Origin of the sequence: Burkholderia sp. B21-005 (assembly GCF_020843965.1) — a bacterium.
GTDB lineage: Bacteria > Pseudomonadota > Gammaproteobacteria > Burkholderiales > Burkholderiaceae > Burkholderia > Burkholderia ambifaria.
Map to the genome: position 1 here is coordinate 2,616,437 of NZ_CP086301.1, position 17,555 is coordinate 2,633,991.

Annotated in this window: 19 protein-coding genes; 10 read left to right on the forward strand and 9 right to left on the reverse strand. The window is 67.7% G+C overall.

The genetic code is table 11. The features are described from left to right. Positions 1–101: 101 nt before the first annotated feature. Together LMA02_RS12180 and LMA02_RS12185 are read left to right on the forward strand one after the other, a co-directional pair. Positions 102–482 (forward strand): DUF5594 family protein, encoded by a 381-nt coding sequence (locus LMA02_RS12180; protein ID WP_228905141.1) that lies wholly within the window; start codon positions 102–104, stop codon positions 480–482. 194 nt (positions 483–676) lie between these two features. Beyond that, a complete protein-coding gene (locus tag LMA02_RS12185; RefSeq protein ID WP_228905142.1) occupies positions 677–2,044 on the forward strand; it encodes an MFS transporter in 1,368 nt (455 codons plus the stop codon). A 32-nt stretch (positions 2,045–2,076) separates the two neighbouring features. Here the strand turns inward: LMA02_RS12185 and LMA02_RS12190 are convergent, their stop codons facing one another. From LMA02_RS12190 to LMA02_RS12200, 3 genes are all read right to left on the reverse strand, one after another. After that, entirely contained in the window at positions 2,077–2,658 is a 582-nt protein-coding gene (locus LMA02_RS12190) for an AAA family ATPase (RefSeq protein ID WP_228905143.1), read from the reverse strand. After that, the gene (gene otsA, locus LMA02_RS12195; protein ID WP_175708972.1) at positions 2,651–4,072 is read right to left on the reverse strand and encodes an alpha,alpha-trehalose-phosphate synthase (UDP-forming); all 1,422 of its coding nucleotides are present in this window, start codon (positions 4,070–4,072) and stop codon (positions 2,651–2,653) included. The genes LMA02_RS12190 and otsA overlap by 8 nt, the downstream gene beginning before the upstream one ends. A 150-nt stretch (positions 4,073–4,222) precedes the next feature. Then, the gene (locus LMA02_RS12200; RefSeq protein WP_228905144.1) at positions 4,223–4,420 is read right to left on the reverse strand and encodes a hypothetical protein; all 198 of its coding nucleotides are present in this window, start codon (positions 4,418–4,420) and stop codon (positions 4,223–4,225) included. Between the two features lie 285 nt (positions 4,421–4,705). On the opposite strand from LMA02_RS12200, the gene LMA02_RS12205 reads away from it, so the two are divergent. After that, positions 4,706–5,257 carry a hypothetical protein gene (locus tag LMA02_RS12205; protein WP_228905145.1) on the forward strand — a complete coding sequence of 184 codons (552 nt, stop codon included), beginning with the start codon at positions 4,706–4,708 and terminating at the stop codon, positions 5,255–5,257. Continuing rightward, a complete protein-coding gene (locus LMA02_RS12210; RefSeq protein WP_011657617.1) occupies positions 5,254–5,748 on the forward strand; it encodes a hypothetical protein in 495 nt (164 codons plus the stop codon). Before LMA02_RS12205 ends, LMA02_RS12210 begins: the two co-directional genes overlap by 4 nt. A gap of 73 nt (positions 5,749–5,821) precedes the next feature. Here the strand turns inward: LMA02_RS12210 and LMA02_RS12215 are convergent, their stop codons facing one another. Next, the gene (locus LMA02_RS12215; RefSeq protein WP_006755837.1) at positions 5,822–7,159 is read right to left on the reverse strand and encodes an AAA-associated domain-containing protein; all 1,338 of its coding nucleotides are present in this window, start codon (positions 7,157–7,159) and stop codon (positions 5,822–5,824) included. Between the two features lie 22 nt (positions 7,160–7,181). Next, entirely contained in the window at positions 7,182–8,939 is a 1,758-nt protein-coding gene (locus LMA02_RS12220; RefSeq protein WP_228905147.1) for an ABC transporter permease, read from the reverse strand. Between the two features lie 501 nt (positions 8,940–9,440). Between LMA02_RS12220 and LMA02_RS12225 the strand changes: the two genes are divergently transcribed. After that, positions 9,441–9,707: a hypothetical protein gene (locus LMA02_RS12225; RefSeq protein WP_006755676.1), complete on the forward strand. Its 267-nt coding sequence runs from the start codon at positions 9,441–9,443 to the stop codon at positions 9,705–9,707. Positions 9,708–9,741: 34 nt separating this feature from the next. Here the strand turns inward: LMA02_RS12225 and LMA02_RS12230 are convergent, their stop codons facing one another. Both LMA02_RS12230 and LMA02_RS12235 read right to left on the reverse strand, forming a co-directional pair. Further along, a complete protein-coding gene (locus LMA02_RS12230) occupies positions 9,742–11,058 on the reverse strand; it encodes an ATP-binding protein (protein WP_228905149.1) in 1,317 nt (438 codons plus the stop codon). Beyond that, positions 11,042–11,767 carry a response regulator gene (locus LMA02_RS12235; RefSeq protein ID WP_012364426.1) on the reverse strand — a complete coding sequence of 242 codons (726 nt, stop codon included), beginning with the start codon at positions 11,765–11,767 and terminating at the stop codon, positions 11,042–11,044. Before LMA02_RS12235 ends, LMA02_RS12230 begins: the two co-directional genes overlap by 17 nt. A gap of 222 nt (positions 11,768–11,989) precedes the next feature. Between LMA02_RS12235 and LMA02_RS12240 the strand changes: the two genes are divergently transcribed. Continuing rightward, positions 11,990–12,541, forward strand: a complete 552-nt coding sequence (locus tag LMA02_RS12240; protein WP_228905151.1) for a Spy/CpxP family protein refolding chaperone — start codon at positions 11,990–11,992, stop codon at positions 12,539–12,541. Between the two features lie 70 nt (positions 12,542–12,611). Here the strand turns inward: LMA02_RS12240 and LMA02_RS12245 are convergent, their stop codons facing one another. After that, positions 12,612–13,310, reverse strand: coding sequence for a pirin family protein (locus tag LMA02_RS12245; RefSeq protein ID WP_228907634.1), 699 nt, complete (start codon positions 13,308–13,310; stop codon positions 12,612–12,614). Between the two features lie 365 nt (positions 13,311–13,675). Here LMA02_RS12245 and LMA02_RS12250 point away from each other — a divergent pair, with 365 nt between their 5' ends. From LMA02_RS12250 to LMA02_RS12265, 4 genes are all read left to right on the forward strand, one after another. After that, a complete protein-coding gene (locus LMA02_RS12250) occupies positions 13,676–14,452 on the forward strand; it encodes an ABC transporter substrate-binding protein (RefSeq protein ID WP_146125729.1) in 777 nt (258 codons plus the stop codon). Positions 14,453–14,681: 229 nt separating this feature from the next. After that, on the forward strand, positions 14,682–15,371 hold the full coding sequence (locus tag LMA02_RS12255) for an ABC transporter permease (RefSeq protein WP_228905153.1): 690 nt from the start codon (positions 14,682–14,684) through the stop codon (positions 15,369–15,371). After that, on the forward strand, positions 15,368–16,081 hold the full coding sequence (locus LMA02_RS12260) for an ABC transporter permease (RefSeq protein WP_166724204.1): 714 nt from the start codon (positions 15,368–15,370) through the stop codon (positions 16,079–16,081). Before LMA02_RS12255 ends, LMA02_RS12260 begins: the two co-directional genes overlap by 4 nt. A gap of 16 nt (positions 16,082–16,097) precedes the next feature. Continuing rightward, positions 16,098–16,877, forward strand: coding sequence for an ABC transporter ATP-binding protein (locus LMA02_RS12265; protein WP_011657624.1), 780 nt, complete (start codon positions 16,098–16,100; stop codon positions 16,875–16,877). Positions 16,878–16,932: 55 nt separating this feature from the next. Here the strand turns inward: LMA02_RS12265 and LMA02_RS12270 are convergent, their stop codons facing one another. Then, positions 16,933–17,430: a GNAT family N-acetyltransferase gene (locus tag LMA02_RS12270; protein WP_175669685.1), complete on the reverse strand. Its 498-nt coding sequence runs from the start codon at positions 17,428–17,430 to the stop codon at positions 16,933–16,935. Positions 17,431–17,555: the final 125 nt, after the last annotated feature.

A 17,555-nucleotide genomic window follows, 5' to 3' on the forward strand; every position in this document is an offset into this window, starting at 1 on the left:
CGTAATAGATGCAGCAAGTGGTAACGCGCCATTACGGGTATCACGCACACCGAAACGCGGTACGGCCGTGCTACGATTTTCAGCCCACAGGAGACGCGTTCATGCAGCCCGAAACCGCCCGCCGTTTCGATACCGAATTCGCGCCGCGCATTGCGCAGGCGATCGCCGCCTTCTTCGCCGATCACGTCCAGGCCGACGTCGTCCCGTACGGCGGGCACGGGCAACCGACGCGCGTGCGGATCCGCAGCGCGCCGCACGAGCACGTGAGCGGCTTCGTGCATCCGCTGAACCTCGAGTTGACCTGGGACACCGACGAGATCGAGCGGCTGATGGAGCCGGACAGTCCGCAGCGCTTCGAGCATTATCTGGCCGCGCTGCCGAAGAAACTGGGCGCGTGGCAGAGCGCGCGCGACATCGATCTCGCGTCGCGCACGCAGGCCGACCCGCTCGTGCGGCTCGGCGGCCTCGATTTCGAAGGCTGAATGCGCGCGCCGGACGGCGGCCGGCGGCCCCGCGTGCGTTGGCGTCGCGCGATGCGGCCCGGTGATACACTCGACCGGCCCCGCGCCGGCGCCGCCAGGCCGGCCGGGCCACTCACCGCCGCCTCCACCCGCGAGCATGGTTGCGCACACAACCGGTGCCCGGGCGCGCGGACAACCACGCTTTCGCTCCCGTCATGAACGCCGATACCGGCCTGCCGCTTCCGCAACGCTACTGGGCGATCGTCTGCGTCGCACTGGGCATCACGCTCGCCGTGCTCGACGGCGCCATCGCGAACGTCGCGCTGCCGACGATCGCGCGCGACCTGCACGCGTCCGATGCCGCATCGATCTGGATCGTCAACGCGTATCAACTCGCGGTCACGATCACGCTGCTGCCGCTCGCGTCGCTCGGCGAGCGCGTCGGCTATCGCCGCATCTATATCGCGGGGCTCGCGCTCTTCACCGCGGCGTCGCTCGGCTGCGCGCTCGCCGGCTCGCTGCCGATGCTGGCCGTGATGCGTGTGATCCAGGGGTTCGGCGCAGCCGGCATCATGAGCGTCAATGCTGCGCTGGTCAGGATGATCTACCCGTCGTCGATGCTCGGGCGCGGGCTGTCGATCAACGCGATGGTGGTCGCGCTGTCGTCGGCGATCGGGCCGACGGTCGCATCGGCGATCCTGTCGTTTGCGTCGTGGCCGTGGCTGTTCGCGGTCAACGTGCCGATCGGCATCGCCGCGGTACTCGGCAGCGTGCGCGCGCTGCCGGCCAACCCGCTGCACGACGCGCCGTACGATTTCCCGAGCGCGCTGATGAACGCCTGCGTATTCGGGCTGCTGATCACGGCCGTCGACGGGCTCGGCCACGGCGAACGCCACGCTTACGTCGCAGCGGAGCTGGCCGTCGCGTTCGTCGTCGGCTACTTCTTCGTGAAGCGCCAGTTGTCGCAGCCGGCGCCGCTGCTGCCGGTCGACCTGATGCGTATCCCGATGTTCGCGCTGTCGATCTATACGTCAATGGCGTCGTTCACGTCGCAGATGCTCGCATTCGTCGCGCTGCCGTTCTGGCTGCAGAATTCGCTCGGCTTCTCGCAGGTCGAAACCGGCCTCTACATGACGCCGTGGCCGCTCGTGATCGTGTTCGCCGCGCCGCTGGCGGGCGTGCTGTCGGACCGCTACTCGGCCGGCGTCCTCGGCGGAATCGGACTCGCGCTGTTCGCGGCGGGCCTGCTGTCGCTTGCGACGATCGGCGCGCACCCGGGCACGGTCGACATCGTGTGGCGGATGGCGCTGTGCGGCGCGGGCTTCGGGCTGTTCCAGTCGCCGAACAATCGCGCGATGCTGTCGTCGGCGCCGCGCGAGCGCAGCGGCGGCGCGGGCGGGATGCTGAGCACGGCGCGCCTGACCGGCCAGACCCTCGGCGCCGCGCTCGTCGCGCTGATTTTCGGGCTCGCGCCCGACCACGGCCCGACGATCGCGCTGTATGTCGCCACGGTGTTCGCGGCGATCGCCGCGGTGGTCAGCATGCTGCGCATCACGTCGCCACGCCCGGACGCGGCGACCTGACGCCGCCGCGCGCCGCGCGCCGCGTGCGCGCGTCATGCGGCGTCGAGCGCGTCCATCACGAAGCGCACGCGCGCCTTCACGCTCACCCGCGGCAGTTCGATCAGCCGATACCCGTACGCCGTATAGCAGTCGACCATCGCGTCGTAGGTACGCACGGCCTCAGCGAAATCCTGCCGCCGTTCGGTGTCCTGCGCGTAGATCTCGGGCCACGGCGGCGCGATGAACACGCGCCGGTGATAGCGAAAGCGCCGCGCCGCGGCCTCGGCATGCGCGGGCACGGCGAGGCCCGTCAGCCGCAGGTAACCGATCACGTCCGGCACGCCACGATCGAAGAACACGGGCCCGCGCGCATCTTGCGCGAGACGGTACGAACGCATCTCCCAGTTCAGCATCTGCTCGGCGAACGCGGCCCGGTCGCGCCACGGCAACGCAGGGCCGTCGATCGCCATCTGGTCACGGATCACGCCGCGCCCGGCCTCGTGCGAGCGCGCGAAACCGGTGCGTTCGAGCGCATCGAGCAACGTGCTCTTGCCCGAGCCCGGGCCGCCCGTCACGACGAAGAAGCGGGCCGACGCTTCGTCCGCCGCGCCGCCCTCCTCCACCCGCTCAGACATGCGCGGCCCGCCGGCCCGCGCGCTGCGTGACCGACGCGGCCGCCGCGACGCTGCGCAAGTCGGCGACGAACGTGTCGCGCCAGACCGACAGGTTGTTCTCGCGCAGCCGCGCGAGGTTCTCTTCATGTCGCGCCTGGCGCTCCGCGAGCGGCATCGACAGCGCGCGTTCGAGCGCGTCGGCCATCTGCGACAGGTCGTACGGATTGACGAGCAGCGCGCCGGTCAGCTCGGCCGCCGCACCGGCGAACTCCGACAGCACGAGCACGCCCGGATCGGCCGGATCCTGCGACGCGACGTATTCCTTCGCGACCAGATTCATCCCGTCGCGCAGCGGCGTCACGTAGCCGACCTGCGACATCCGGAAGAACGCCATCAGCAGATTGCGCTCGTATTTGCGGTTCAGGTACTGGATCGGCGTCCAGTCGAGTTGCGAGAAGCGGCCGTTGATGCGGCCGGCCTCGCCTTCGAGCGTTTCGCGAATGTTCTGATAGGTCTTCACGTCGGAACGGGTCGGCGGCGCGATCTGCACGAGCGATACGCGCCCCTGCCAGCCCGGCGCGTTGGCGAGCATCCGCTCGAACGACTGGAAGCGCTCGACGAGCCCCTTCGAATAGTCGAGCCGGTCGACGCTCATCACGAGCTTGCGGCCGTCGAGCGCGTCGCGCAGCATCTTCACCGGCTTGCGCGAGCCGTACTGGACGGCCGCCTCGGCAATCGCATCCGGATGCACGCCGATCGGATAGGCGGCGACCTTCACGACGCGGCCGTGCGCATGCAGCATCCCGTCGTCGCTCGCCGCGCCGATGCCGCGCCGCTCGATGTAGTCGGTGAACGCCTGCTTGTCGGCATCGGTCTGGAAACCCGCGATGTCGTACGCGCACATGAACTTCACGAGCTCCTCGTGCGGCGGCACGACGCGCAGCATGTCGGGCGAAGGGAACGGAATGTGCAGGAAGAAGCCGATCGGGTTCTTCACGCCGAGCTCGCGCAGGCAATGCGCGAACGGCAGCAGGTGATAGTCGTGCACCCAGATCAGGTCGTCGGGCCGCAGCAGCGCGGCGAGCTGCTTCGCCAGCATCGCGTTCACGCGCAGATAGCCTGCATACTCCTGCCGGTCGAAGCGCGTGAGATCGCCGCGGTAGTGGAACACCGGCCACAGCGTCGCGTTCGAGAAACCGCGGTAGTACTGATCGTAGTCGCGCCGGGTCAGCCCGACCGTCGCATACGTGACGTTGCCGTCCCGCTGGATCGCGGGTTCGGCGTCGGGCGTACCGACGATCTCGCCGTTCCAGCCGAACCAGACACCGCCGGTGTCCTTCAGCGCGTCCATCACGCCGACCGCGAGACCACCTGCACTCGGGCGTGTGTCCTCGCCGGCGGCGACACGGTTCGATACCACGATCAATCTGCTCATGCGGCTTCCCCTCCTCGATTCGATTGGATGACGCGCGACGCGCGCCAAGGCGGACGCGACAGCCCGCAGGCGGTCGCGCGGCGATTCAGATGTGAGCGATGCAACAAAGAGCGCAATGAAATGCGGCGGCGGAATGCAACGGCGACGGGATCAAGCGTCCTGCTCCTGACCGAGGTCGCGTTGATAGTCGAGCCCTTCCGGGCGTGCGCCGCCCTGGTTGTGATCGCCGTCGGCCGGCGTCTCGCCGGGCGCGCCGGCAGGCGGTGCGGCCGGCGCATCGGTCTGCGGACGAGGACGCTCGGCGCCCCCATCGGGCGGCCGGGGAGAAAATCGTTTCGAACGGCGCATGGCTGGGTGTCTCATATGCGGCGCGGCTCGGAGCCGTCGGAGAAACATTCCATAACAAAACAGTCTAGGTCGCTTCCTTGCATACCAAGGTAACAATTACCTTCAATTTGTAACGTTTCGACCCCGCTCCAGCCGTCTGTCCGACAATAGCGCGGCGCGCACGCGCGAGCCGCCGGCCGCGATTTGTCAAAGCTTTGCAGTTTTCCTATGACAATTGCGAAACAATGACGCGGCAAGGGGGCGCGCATGCGTCGCCGCTCACCCAGACAGGACTTGCACTCAGGGATGAACATTCGTTTTGAACCGCCGCGCCGGGCCATGACGGCGCGCATCGTGTTGGCCGCGCTCGCCACGGCCACACTGCTGTCCGGCTGCAACTCGCTGTACAGCGAAGGCGCGACCGCCGGTGCCGGTATCGCGGGCGCCGCGATTGCCTCCAAGGTCACCAACAACGCCGCCGTCGCGACGGGCATCGGCCTCGGCGCCGTCGCCGGCGCGCGGGCGGGTGTCCAGTACTCGCAGCGCGTCGCACACCGCTACACGCAGGAACAGATCGCGAAGGCGGCCGCCCCGCTCGACGTCGGCGGCGTCGCGCCGTGGTCGACGCACCATTCGTTCCCGATCGAGGACGACGAACAGGGCCGCGTGACGGTCAGCCGGATGATCAGTATCGGTCCGCTCGACTGCAAGGAAATCGTGTTCGCTGTCGACACGCCCGCGAAGGCCGACAAGGCCGCGCAGTCGGCGTTCTACGTCGCCACGATCTGCCGCGACGGTCCCGTGTGGAAATGGGCGTCGGCGGAGCCGGCAACCGAACGCTGGGGCGCGCTGCAATGAGCATCGCGATCCGTATCGCGACGATCGGCGCGCTGTGCGCGGCCAGCGCCGCGCTGTCGGGCTGCGGGTCGGTCGGCGCGGCGAGCGGCGCGCTCGCCGGCGCGGCGACGGGCCTCGTCACCGCCAATCCGGCCGTCGGCGTCGGTGTCGGCATTGCCGTGCAGGCGGCGACGGACGAAGCCGTCAACCGCACGATGAAGCAGCTCCATCAGAACCAGCAGGATGCGATCGCGAAGGCGGCCGGCAGCCTGGCCGTCGGTGAAGTCAAGCCGTGGAAGGTGAAGAACACGCTGCCGCTGGAAAACGGCGAAGGCGAGGTGCGCGTCACGCGGGCGTACTCGACGGCGCTTGCGCTGTGCAAGGAATTCGCGTTCTCGGTGAAGGACGGCGACAAGGCCGACTGGTATTTCGCGAATGCGTGCCAGCAAGGTACGCACTGGAAGTGGGCGTCTGCCGAACCGGCCGTCGACCGGTGGGGCAATTTGCAGTAACGATGCGATGCGCGGCGCTGACCCCAAGCGCGGCGCAGGCGGATGCCGGGCCATACGGCCCGGCTCGGCGGCCTCAGGACTCGACGTCCTCGAGGCTGAAGATTTCGGTCTGGTCGTTGTACGAGAAAATCTCGCCGTAACGGCCCCAGTCGATCACCGCGTCGAGCGTTTCCTCGGCCGCGCCGTCCGACAGAAAATCCTCCAGCTCCTGCTCGAAGCGCACGCGCGGCGCACGATGGCCCGGGCGCTCGTTCAGCACCTTCTTGATCCGCGCGGCGAGCGGCACGTGCTTGAGCAGGTGATCCGCGAACATCAGCTTGCGCTCCTGCGTGCCGAATTCCGCGAACACGCGCCCCGGCGGCGTCAGGAACACGTCCCCTTCCCGCACGTCCGCGAAACCGAGGTACTGCAGCACTTCGGCGATCGGGAACAGGTCGTCCACTTCCAGATGCAGCGTGCGCGCGATTTCCGGCATGTCCGCGCGGCCGTGGTACGGCGCCATCGCGAGCGTCTCGATCAGGCCGGCCATCAGGTTGGTCGACACCTGCGGCAGCCAGCTGCCAAGCTCCAGGCCCTTCTTCGTCGCCTCGCCGGTCTGGCGCGCGGTCATCTTCGCGTAGATATCGTCGACCAGCTTGCGGAAGGCCGGGTCGAGCCGGTTGCGCGGATGCTTGAACGGCACCTTGATCTCGGCGATCACGCGGCCCGGGTTCGACGACAGCACGAGGATCCGGTCGCACATGAACACCGCTTCCTCGATGTTGTGCGTGACGATCAACACCGACTTGATCGGCATCCGGCCTTGCGTCCACAGGTCCAGCAGATCGGTACGCAGCGTTTCGGCCGTCAGTACGTCGAGCGCGGAAAACGGCTCGTCCATCAGCAGGATCGTCGGATCGACGACGAGCGCGCGCGCGAAGCCCACGCGCTGGCGCATGCCGCCCGACAGCTCGCGCGGATACGCGTTCTCGAAGCCGTCGAGACCGATCAGGTCGATCGCGGCGAGCGCGCGTTCGCGCCGCTCGCGCGCGCCGACGCCAAGCGCTTCCAGCCCGGCTTCCACGTTCTGCAGCACGGTCAGCCACGGGAACAGCGCGAAGGTCTGGAACACCATCGCGACGCCTTCGGCCGGGCCGCGCAGCGGCTTGCCGAGATAGGTCACTTCACCGCCGGTCGGCTCGATCAGCCCGGCGATGATCCGCAGCAGCGTCGACTTGCCCGACCCGGAACGGCCGAGCAATCCGACGATCTCGCCTTCGCGCAGCGACAGGTTCGCATCGTCGAGCACCAGCAATTCGCCCTGCGTCTTGTTGAAGCCGCGGCAAACGTGATCGACACGCAGGATTTCCTCGCCGAGGCGCGGCGGCTGGGACGTCTGGACGGGGGCGTTTACAGCATTCGGATTGTGCATCGCGTTTCGCTCTCAATCGGTCTCAGTCGAGCCGCAGCTTCGCTTCGGCGAAGGCATACAGCGGGCGCCACAGCAGGCGGTTGAACAGGGTAACGAACAGGGACATCACGGCGATGCCCAGGATGATCTTCGGAAAGTCGCCGGCGGCGGTGGTCTGCGCGATATACGCGCCGAGGCCGTGCGCCTCGATCTTGGTCGTGCCCCACTGCACCGCTTCCGACACGATGCTCGCGTTCCACGCGCCGCCCGACGCGGTGATCGCGCCGGTCACGTAGTACGGGAAGATGCCGGGCAGGATCGCCTGGCGCCACCACTGCCAGCCGCGGATCCGGAAGTTCGTCGCCGCTTCGCGATAGTCGTTCGGATAGGACGTCGCGCCGGCAATCACGTTGAACAGGATATACCACTGCGTGCCGAGCACGATCAGCGGCGACAGCCAGATGTCGGGGTTCAGGTGGAAGCGCGCGATCACGATCACGAACACCGGGAACAGCAGGTTGGCCGGGAACGCGGCGAGGAACTGCGCGAGCGGCTGCAGCTTCTCCGCCAGCCGCGGACGCAGCCCGACCAACACGCCGATCGGCACCCAGATCACGGACGCGATCGTGATCAGCACGACCACGCGCAGCAGCGTGATGAGCCCGAGCACCAGCACGTGGCCGACGTCGGCCATCGTCACGCCGGTCGCGACGAAGCTGAAGACGCGCCACACGATATAGGCCGTGCCGATCAGCACGAAACCCGACCACGCGATGTCGACCGTGCGCGACGCCTTCTTCTCGACTTTCGGCAGCGTGAAGCGCATCGTGCCCGACAGCGGCAGGCGCAGCGGAATCCGCGCGGCCTTCGCGAAGAGCCAGCCGGCCGGCACGAGCAGCTGATGGATCAGGCGCGTGCGGCGCACGAGGTCGAGCAGCCAGGACTGCGGCGCATCGCCCGACGCGGTGTTCTCCATCCGGAACTTGTCGGCCCACGCGATCAGCGGGCGGAACAGGAACTGGTCGTACGCGAGAATCACGACCGTCATCGTGAGGATCACCCAGCCGATCGCGCCAAAGTTCTTGTCCGAGATCGCCTGCGCGAGATACGCGCCGATCCCCGGCAGCGTGATCGTCTGGTTGCCGACGGTGATCGCCTCCGACGCAACGACGAAGAACCAGCCGCCCGACATCGACATCATCATGTTCCAGATCAGCCCGGGCATCGAGAACGGCACCTCGAGCTTCCAGAAGCGCTGCCACGACGTCAGGTGGAAGCCGCGCGACACTTCGTCGAGGTCGCGCGGGACCGTGCGCAGCGACTGGTAGAAGCTGAACGTCATGTTCCACGCCTGGCTCGTGAAGATCGCGAAGATCGCCGCGAGTTCGGCGCCGAGCACCCGGCTCGGGAACAGCGCGAGGAAGAACGTGACCGTAAACGAGATGAAGCCGAGCACCGGCACCGACTGCAGGATGTCGAGGATCGGGATCAGCACCATCCCCGCGCGGCGGCTTTTCGCGGCGAGCGTACCGTAGACCAGCGTGAACACGAGCGACGCGACCATCGCGGCGAGCATCCGCAGCGTCGTGCGCAACGCGTATTCGGGCAGGTTCGACGGATCGAGCGAGATCTTCTGGGTCTGAAGGGTCCCGATCGGCGCCATCGTTTCATGAAAGCCGACGACCGCCATCGCGATCAGGCAGATGATCAGCGGGAACGCGATGAAGTCCCACCGGTTCGGCAGAACACGCCACGCGGACGCGTTGGCGGTCCGGTTCGGATTGAAGAATCCGACGTCCATCAGGCGCCCTCCCCGGTAAGGCCGAACGAAGCCGGCAGACGATGTTGATTCATGGCAAAGCGCACGGGCGCGGTAATTCGACGCGGTAATTCGATTGATTCACGATCTCACGCCGGCGCGACGCGCCGTGCGTGCAAGCTGCGCCCCGGCGCGGCGAGTCGGCCGCGACGGCACGACACTACACCAACCTGTATTTCAGGTACAACCGTCCGGGGCCAGTGTGGCGCCGCGCGACGCGTGGGCGGTGCGTGGATCGTGCCGGGCGCGCGGGCGGACGGCGGGCGCGCGGGGCGGTGCAGCCCGGCCGCAGTCGTTCGGCCGGCGTGCAGGCCCCGAATTATGCCGTGATCCGGGCCGGCCGGGAACCCGCCAGCCGCACACGGGCGCAAACCATGCCGGACGTCAGCGGACGATCGCGGCGAAGGGGGTATGATCGGGGCTAGCCCCTGGGGTGTGCCGACCCATGGCCCCGGGGATTGACCGACCAGCTGGAGGAAGGGAATGGCAGGAAATTTGGTGATCGTCTGCCGCGATCAGGACGCCGAGGCGTTCTACGAGCTGATGCAGGAATACGGGTCGTTCCAGACCCGGCTGTCGTCGACGGCGTGGTACCTGAACATGAACGTCGTGCCCGAATCACTGCAGGAGGAAATCCTGGAGCGCCTCGGCCGCTATACGACCGTCTATATCTTCGAGGCCACGAGCGTGACCTACAACACCATCGACAGCAACGCCGCCGAGACGCTCGGCACGCTGTTCGGCGAATGATGCCGGGCGGCGCCTGCCCGGCAGGCGCCGCTTCTCACGCAGCCTGTGCGTGAAGTTCGTCTTTCGGCACCACGTCGAACGGGAACGTCATCGCCACGCGCAGGCCGCCCTCGGGACGGTTACCGATCTCGCACGTCCCGCCCAGCCTCAGCACGAGCCGCTCGACGATCGCGAGCCCCAGCCCGCTGTGGCCGTTCCCGCCGCGCGCGGGGTCGAGTCGCACGAACGGCCGCGTCGCGGCCGCCAGGTCGCGCGGCGCAATCCCGCCGCCGCTGTCGCTGACCGACAGCACATAGCCCGTCGGCGTACGCGCCGTCTCGACCAGCACCGGCGGCGCGCCGTACGCATGTGCATTGTCCAGCAGGTTCGACAGGATCCGGTCGAGCGTCGCGGTCGGCAGGCGGAAGCCCGCGTCGGCCGTGAGATGCGTCTGGACCGCCGGCGCGTTCGGTGCGACCGCGCGATAGCTGCGCGCGATCCGCTCGCAGGTCTGGTCGACCGGCACGGGCTCGCTGCGGTCCGCCCCGCCGTGCGCGAACGCGAGGAACTGGTCGACGATGTGCGACATCGAGTCGACATCGCGCACGACGCCATCGCGCAGCCGCGCGTCGTCCATCATTTCGGCACGCAGGCGCATCCGCGCGAGCGGCGTGCGCAGGTCGTGCGCGACGCCAGCCAGCATCACCGCGCGGTCGCTGTCGGCCTGCGAGACCTGTTCCACCATCTGGTTGAAGCCGCGCGTGAGCTGGCGCAGCTCGCGCGGGCCGCGCTCGCGCAGCGGCGGCACCGGCTGACCGCGGCCGAAGCGCGCGACCGCACGCGCCAGCGAGCGCAGCGGCTGCTGCAGCTGCCAGGCCGCGAACAACGCGGCGATCACGCCGGCCGAGAAGATCGTGCCGAGCCACAGCAACATCCGGTCGAGCGAGCGCGGCGGCCGCAGCGGCTGCACCGGCACCACGATCCAGTTAGGGTCGGTCGGCTCCTTGACCCACAGCACCGGCGGATGACCCGGCGCGCCGATCTCGACCTGGGTGCCGTGCGGCATCCGCTCGCTCACGTCATCGCGGAAGCGCTTGAGCGGCGCCGGCAGGTTCGTGTCGGCCACCTTCGGCACGTCGGGACTGTCCGGCGACACGAGCCGCACTCGCGACGGCAGCGGCTGATCGGGCGTGCGCTCGACGTGCTGGCGCACCGCGTCGACGAGGAACGCGGCCTCCTCGACCGCGTAGCGCGTCTGCATCTGGTTGCGCTCGATGCGCATCGCGAAGAACCACGCGAAGTGCGACAGGAGCAGCACGCCGATGACCAGCAGCGCCAGCCGCCCGAACAGTGAATCAATGGGCTTGCGCATGGGCCTCGCCGTCGGGCACGAACACGTAGCCGCGCCCGCGGACCGTCTGGATGAAGCGCGGCGCGGACGGATCCGTTTCCAGGATGCGGCGCAGGCGCCATACCTGGACGTCGATGCCGCGGTCGGTGCCGTCGTACTCGGGCCCGTGCAGCAGCTCGAGCAGCCGCTCGCGCGTGAGCGTGCGCAGCGCATGGTTCACGAAGATCTTCAGCAGCGCGAATTCGCTGCTCGACAGCGTCGCCGGCTTGCCGTCGACCGACAGCGTGCGCGCCTGGAAGTCGAGCACGAAGCGGCCGAACGCGAACGGCTCGCGCTGCTCGGGTGCCGCCGCCGACGGCGTCGCGCGGCGGCGGCGCAGCACGGCCTGCACGCGCGCGAGCAGCTCGCGCGGGTTGAACGGCTTGCCGAGATAGTCGTCCGCGCCGAGTTCGAGCCCGACGATGCGGTCGACGTCGTCCGCGCGCGCGGTCAGCATGATCACGGGGATGTCGTCGCCGGCCGCGCGCAACTGGCGCAGCGCGGTCAGGCCGTCCACGCCCGGCATCATCAGGTCCAGCACGATCAGGTCGGGCCGCTCGCGCTCGAGGCGCTTCTCGAGCGTCGCCGCGTCGTGCAGCACGGACACTTCCATCCCCTGACGCACGAGATAGTCGCGCAGCAGGTCTCGGAGTTCTTGGTCGTCGTCGACGATGAGGATCTGGGTAGTCATGGCTTGAAGTTTACCGCGCGAGTGTGGAGTCGAAGAACGAAACAAAGGGACGAAAGGGTTACTGCGGGTTACGGCGCAAGGGAACTGTAATGCGCCGTAACCCGGCAGCCACCCCGCGTAACACCGGCGGGGACCCGCGCCGCTAACCTGCGTCTTACCGGATGCGGACACGAATCACCGCGCATCGCATCGCCGGACCCTTTGATACAAGGAGTTTCTGAAATGTATAAGAAGACTTCCCGCGTGGCCATTGCGGCCGCCACCGTGCTCGCTCTCGCATTCGGCACCGCGCATGCCGCGCAACCCAACGACATGCCGCCGCCGGGCGGCCCCGGCATGCACCAGATGCACGGCGGCCATGACGGCGGCCCGTTCGGCGTGATCATGAAGCTGCACGACCAGCTGAAGCTCAACGCGTCGCAGGAACAGCAGTGGCAGACGGCCGTCAACACGATGAAGCAGAACCATGAAGCGATGCGCAAGAGCCACGAGCAGATGCGCGAGCAATTCAAGGCGCAGCAGAACCAGCCGATCCTCGACCTGAGCGCGATGCACGCCGCCCGCCAGCAGGCCGAGCAGCAGAATGCGCAACTGCGCGAGCAGAGCTCGGCCGCGTGGCTCGCGTTCTACAACGGGCTGAACGACCAGCAGAAGACCACCGTCAGCACGGCACTCAAGCAGCAGTTCGCACGGATGGAGCAGCGCCACGAGAAGATGAAGGAACGTTGGCAGCAGCACGGCGCGGCCAAGGGCGCGTCGGCGCCGGCGCAGTAAGCCGGCAGGCCGCCTCCCAGGCGGCACCGCGGGGGACGCGGGCGCTCAGCGCCGCGTCCCCTGTTTCATTTCAGGCGACGTCGAACAGCAGCACCTCGGCCGCCCGGCCGCGGGCGAACGCGACCGTGTCCACGCCGGCGATCCGCGCGCCGTCTCCCTCGGCCAGCGTGTGGCCGTTGACCTCCACGTCGCCGCGCGCCACGTGCACGTATGTGCTGCGCCCGGCCGGCACGCCGAAAGCCGTCTCCTCGTCGCCATCGATCAGCCCCGCGAAGATCCGCGCGTCCGCACGGACCGACAATGCGCCGTCGTCACCGTCGGGCGACGCGACGAGCCGCAGCCGGCCGCGCTTCTCGTCGTCGGCAAAGCGCCGCTGCGCGTAGCCGGGCCGTCCGCCCCGCTCGGCCGGCTGCAGCCAGATCTGCAGCAGATGCAGCGGCCGGTCGCACCACGCATTAGTTTCGCTGTGCATGAGCCCCGTGCCGGCGCTCATCCGCTGGATGCCGCCGGCGCGCACGATCGCGCCGTTGCCGAGGCTGTCGCGATGCGCGAGCGCGCCGTCCAGCACGTAGGTGACGATCTCGAGGTCACGGCGCGGCTGCATTCCGAAGCCGCGCGTCGGTGCGATCCGGTCCTCGCTCAGCAAGCGCAGCGCGCCGAACGGCGGATGCGTGGCCCCGGCGTGGCCGGCAAGCGGGATGCTGCTGCTCGATTCGAGCCAGCCTTGACGCGTGTGGCAACGGTCGGCGGCGCGGCGGATCTGGAACATGGGGCGGGCACTCCGGCAGGCGGCGATTCTTTTCGGGTTTACCTGTACTGTAGGCTCGCCTCCATCCAGCCACAATCCGCCGCCCGCGCACCGCATCGTTGCGCTCACGAATCCAATGGACGCAATACTCGTTGCGAATACCACGATTGCCGCAACAGCCGATTCGAAGAATCGATCGGTCGCGCCGGATTGCCGTTTTCCGGGTATCGCGTTCGGGTAAAATACCGCCCTTTTGGCGTTCGCCCGTCCGGCGGGCGCCGTTGCCAGCGCGCCGAAACACGAATTTTGGCCGTCTAGAATACGCCGCGGCGCCCGGCCCGACCGGCCGCGAGCGCCCCCCGGAAGTGAGCGACAAAAGGATGGAAATGAAGAAGGCCGCCCTGTGCGCCGCCCTCGCCCTCGTGGCGAGCGGCGCCTTCGCGAAGGAGTGGAAGACCGTGCGGATCGGTGTCGATGCCAGCTACCCGCCGTTCGAGTCGACCGCGCCGAGCGGCGAGATCGTCGGTTTCGACGTCGATCTCACCAAGGAAATCTGCAAGCGGATCAACGTGAAGTGCGTGTGGGTCGCGCAGGATCTCGACGGGATCATCCCCGCGCTGAAAGCGAAGAAGTACGACGTCATCGTGTCGTCGCTGACCGTCACGGACAAGCGCCGCGAGCAGATCGACTTCTCCGACAAGGTGTACGACGCACCGGCACGCATGATCGCGAAGGCCGGCTCGCCGCTGCTGCCGACGGTCGCGTCGCTCAAGGGCAAGCACGTCGGCGTCGAGCAGGGCTCGACGCAGGAAACCTACGCGAAGGCGTACTGGGAACCGCAGGGCGTGACGGTCATTCCTTACCAGAACCAGGACCAGGTCTATGCCGATCTCGGCTCGGGCCGCCTCGACGCGACACTGCAGGATGAACTGCAGGCCGACTACGGCTTCCTGCGCACGCCGCGCGGCAAGGGCTTCGCGTTCGCCGGGCCGGAAGTGAAGGATCCGAAGACGATCGGCGACGGCACCGCGATCGGCCTGCGCAAGGAAGACACGGACCTGAAGCTCAGGATCAACAAGGCGCTGGCCGACATGCACAAGGACGGCACCTACGACCGGCTGTCGCACAAGTATTTCTCGTTCAGCGTCTACTCGGCTCGCTGAGCGCCGACAATGACGGGAAGCGGATGCGGGGGCGGCCCCGCGTCCGGCAGCACAGGCAGTCAACCACGCGCCGCCCGCCCCCTTGCCCGCCGCTCACGCGACGGGCGGGCCCGGCACCGTTGCCGGGGCGGACGGTCATGATACGCACGGGGCGTTCCGCGCAGCTTGGCGGGCGCGTATTTCGCGGCGCACCGCATGCGCCCTCAGGGACCACACCAGGGACCACTCTATGTTTCTACAAGGTTACGGCCCGCTGATCCTCGCAGGCACCTGGCAAACCGTCAAACTGGCGGTGCTGTCGCTCGCGTTGTCGTTCCTGCTGGGCCTGCTCGGCGCGGGCGCGAAGCTGTCGCGCAACCGCGTGACGAACGGCATCGGCACCGTCTACACGACGCTGATCCGCGGCGTACCCGACCTCGTGCTGATGCTGCTGCTGTTCTACAGCCTGCAGATCTGGCTGAACTCCGCGACCGACGCGCTCGGCTGGGACCAGATCGACATCAACCCGTTCCTCGCCGGCGTGCTCGTGCTCGGCTTCATCTACGGCGCGTACTTCACCGAGACCTTCCGCGGCGCCTTCCTGTCGGTGCCGCGCGGCCAGCTCGAGGCCGGCAGCGCGTACGGGATGACCAACTGGCAGGTGTTCGCGCGGATCATGTTCCCGCAGATGATGCGCTTCGCGCTGCCCGGCATCGGCAACAACTGGCAGGTGCTCGTGAAGTCGACCGCGCTGGTATCGATCATCGGCCTCGCGGATGTCGTGAAGGCGTCGCAGGACGCCGGCAAGGGCACGCTGCGGTTCTTCTTCTTCACGCTGATCGCCGGTGCGGTGTACCTCGCCATCACGACGATCTCGAACTTCGTGCTGATGTGGCTGGAAAAGCGCTACTCGACCGGTGTCCGCAAGGCTGACCTATGATCGAACTCATCCAAGAATACTGGCGCAACTACCTCTATACCGACGGCTTCCGGATCACCGGCGTCGCGATCACGCTGTGGCTGCTCGTCGTGTCGATCGGCCTGGGCTTCTGCCTGTCGGTGCCGCTCGCGGTGGCCCGCGTGTCGAAGAGGAAGTGGCTGTCGCGCGCCGTGTGGCTCTACACGTACGTGTTCCGCGGCACGCCGCTCTACGTGCAGCTGCTGCTCTGCTACACCGGCCTCTACAGCCTGCAGTTCGTGCGCGGCACGCCGCTGCTCGATTCGTTCTTCCGCGACGGGATGCACTGCACGCTGCTCGCGTTCACGCTGAACACGTGCGCGTACACCACCGAGATCTTCGCGGGCGCGATCAAGGCGACCTCGTACGGCGAGATCGAAGCCGCGCGCGCATACGGGATGTCCACCTTCACGATGTATCGCCGCGTGATCCTGCCGTCCGCACTGCGCCGCGCGCTGCCGCTCTACAGCAACGAAGTGATCCTGATGCTGCACGCGACCACCGTCGCGTTCACAGCGACCGTGCCAGACATCCTGAAGATCGCCCGCGACGTGAACTCGGCGACCTACATGTCGTTCCATGCATTCGGCATCGCCGCCCTGCTCTATCTCGTGATCTCGTTCATGCTCGTGTGGCTGTTCCGCCAGGCCGAGCGTCGCTGGCTCGCGTATCTGCGCCCGCAAGGCAAGTAAGTTTTCGCAGGACTATATGAATTCCCAGACTCAGAAACTTTTCGTCGACGATCTGCACAAGCGGTACGGCGACAACGAGGTGCTCAAGGGCGTGTCGCTGAAGGCGAACTCGGGCGACGTGATCAGCGTGATCGGCTCGTCCGGCTCCGGCAAGAGCACGATGCTGCGCTGTATCAACTTCCTCGAACAGCCGAACGCAGGCCGCATCGTCGTCGACGGCGAGGAAGTGCGCACCACCGCCGACAAGACGGGCGCGCTGCGCGCGGCCGATTCGAAGCAGCTGCAACGCGTGCGCACCAAGCTGTCGATGGTGTTCCAGCACTTCAATCTCTGGTCGCACATGAACGTGATCGAGAACGTGATGGAAGCGCCCGTCAACGTGCTCGGCATCCCGAAGAAGGAAGCCGAGGATCGCGCCCGCACGTATCTCGAGAAGGTCGGTCTCGCGCCGCGCGTCGAGAAGCAGTATCCGTCACATCTGTCGGGCGGCCAGCAGCAGCGCGTCGCGATCGCGCGCGCGCTCGCGATGCATCCCGACGTGATGCTGTTCGACGAGCCGACGTCGGCGCTCGACCCGGAACTCGTCGGCGAAGTGCTGAAGGTGATGCAGAAGCTCGCCGAGGAAGGCCGCACGATGATCGTCGTCACGCACGAGATGGGCTTCGCGCGCAACGTGTCGAATCACGTGATGTTCCTGCACCAGGGGCGCGTCGAGGAAGAAGGCGTGCCGTCCGAGGTGTTCGCGAATCCGAAGAGCGAGCGCCTGCGCGGGTTCCTGTCGGGCAGCCTCAAGTAACGCGCGCTGCGCGATACAACACACGAGCGGGCGCCAGGCGGCGCCCGTTTCGCGTTTACGCGGCGTCCACCGGCGCGCCGTCCGCGAACGCGCGCAGCGCATCGCCCGCGAGCCGGTAGCGCACCCATTCGCTCTGCGGCGCCGCGCCGACGCTTTCGTAAAAGCGGATCGCCGGCTCGTTCCAGTCGAGCACGCTCCATTCGAACCGTCCGCAGCCAGTGTCCACGGCGATGCGCGCGAGCGCCTTCAGCAGCCGCAGCCCGGCGCCCGCGCCGCGAAAGCGCGGCGATACGTACAGATCCTCGAGATACAGCCCCTGGCGGCCGAGCCACGTCGAATACGAGAAGAAGTACACGGCGAAGCCGGCCGGCTCGCCGTCGACCTCGCAGATCAGCGCACGCGCGGGCGAGCCTTCGCCGAACAGGCTGCGCTCGAGCGACGCGGGCGTCGCGACCACCTCATGCTCCGCCTTCTCGTAGATGGCCAGCTCGGTGATGAAACGCAGGATTTGCGGGACGTCGGCGACGGTGGCGCAACGGATGTCGATTTGCACGGCGGGGAGCCCTCCTTCGGCCCGGACTGGAAACGGAATGCAGCCGTGGCCCGCGCAAATGCGCGTGGCGGCGGTCAGATCCACATGCTACGTTCCCTGCTCAACTGCAGGAAGTGCAGTTTCTT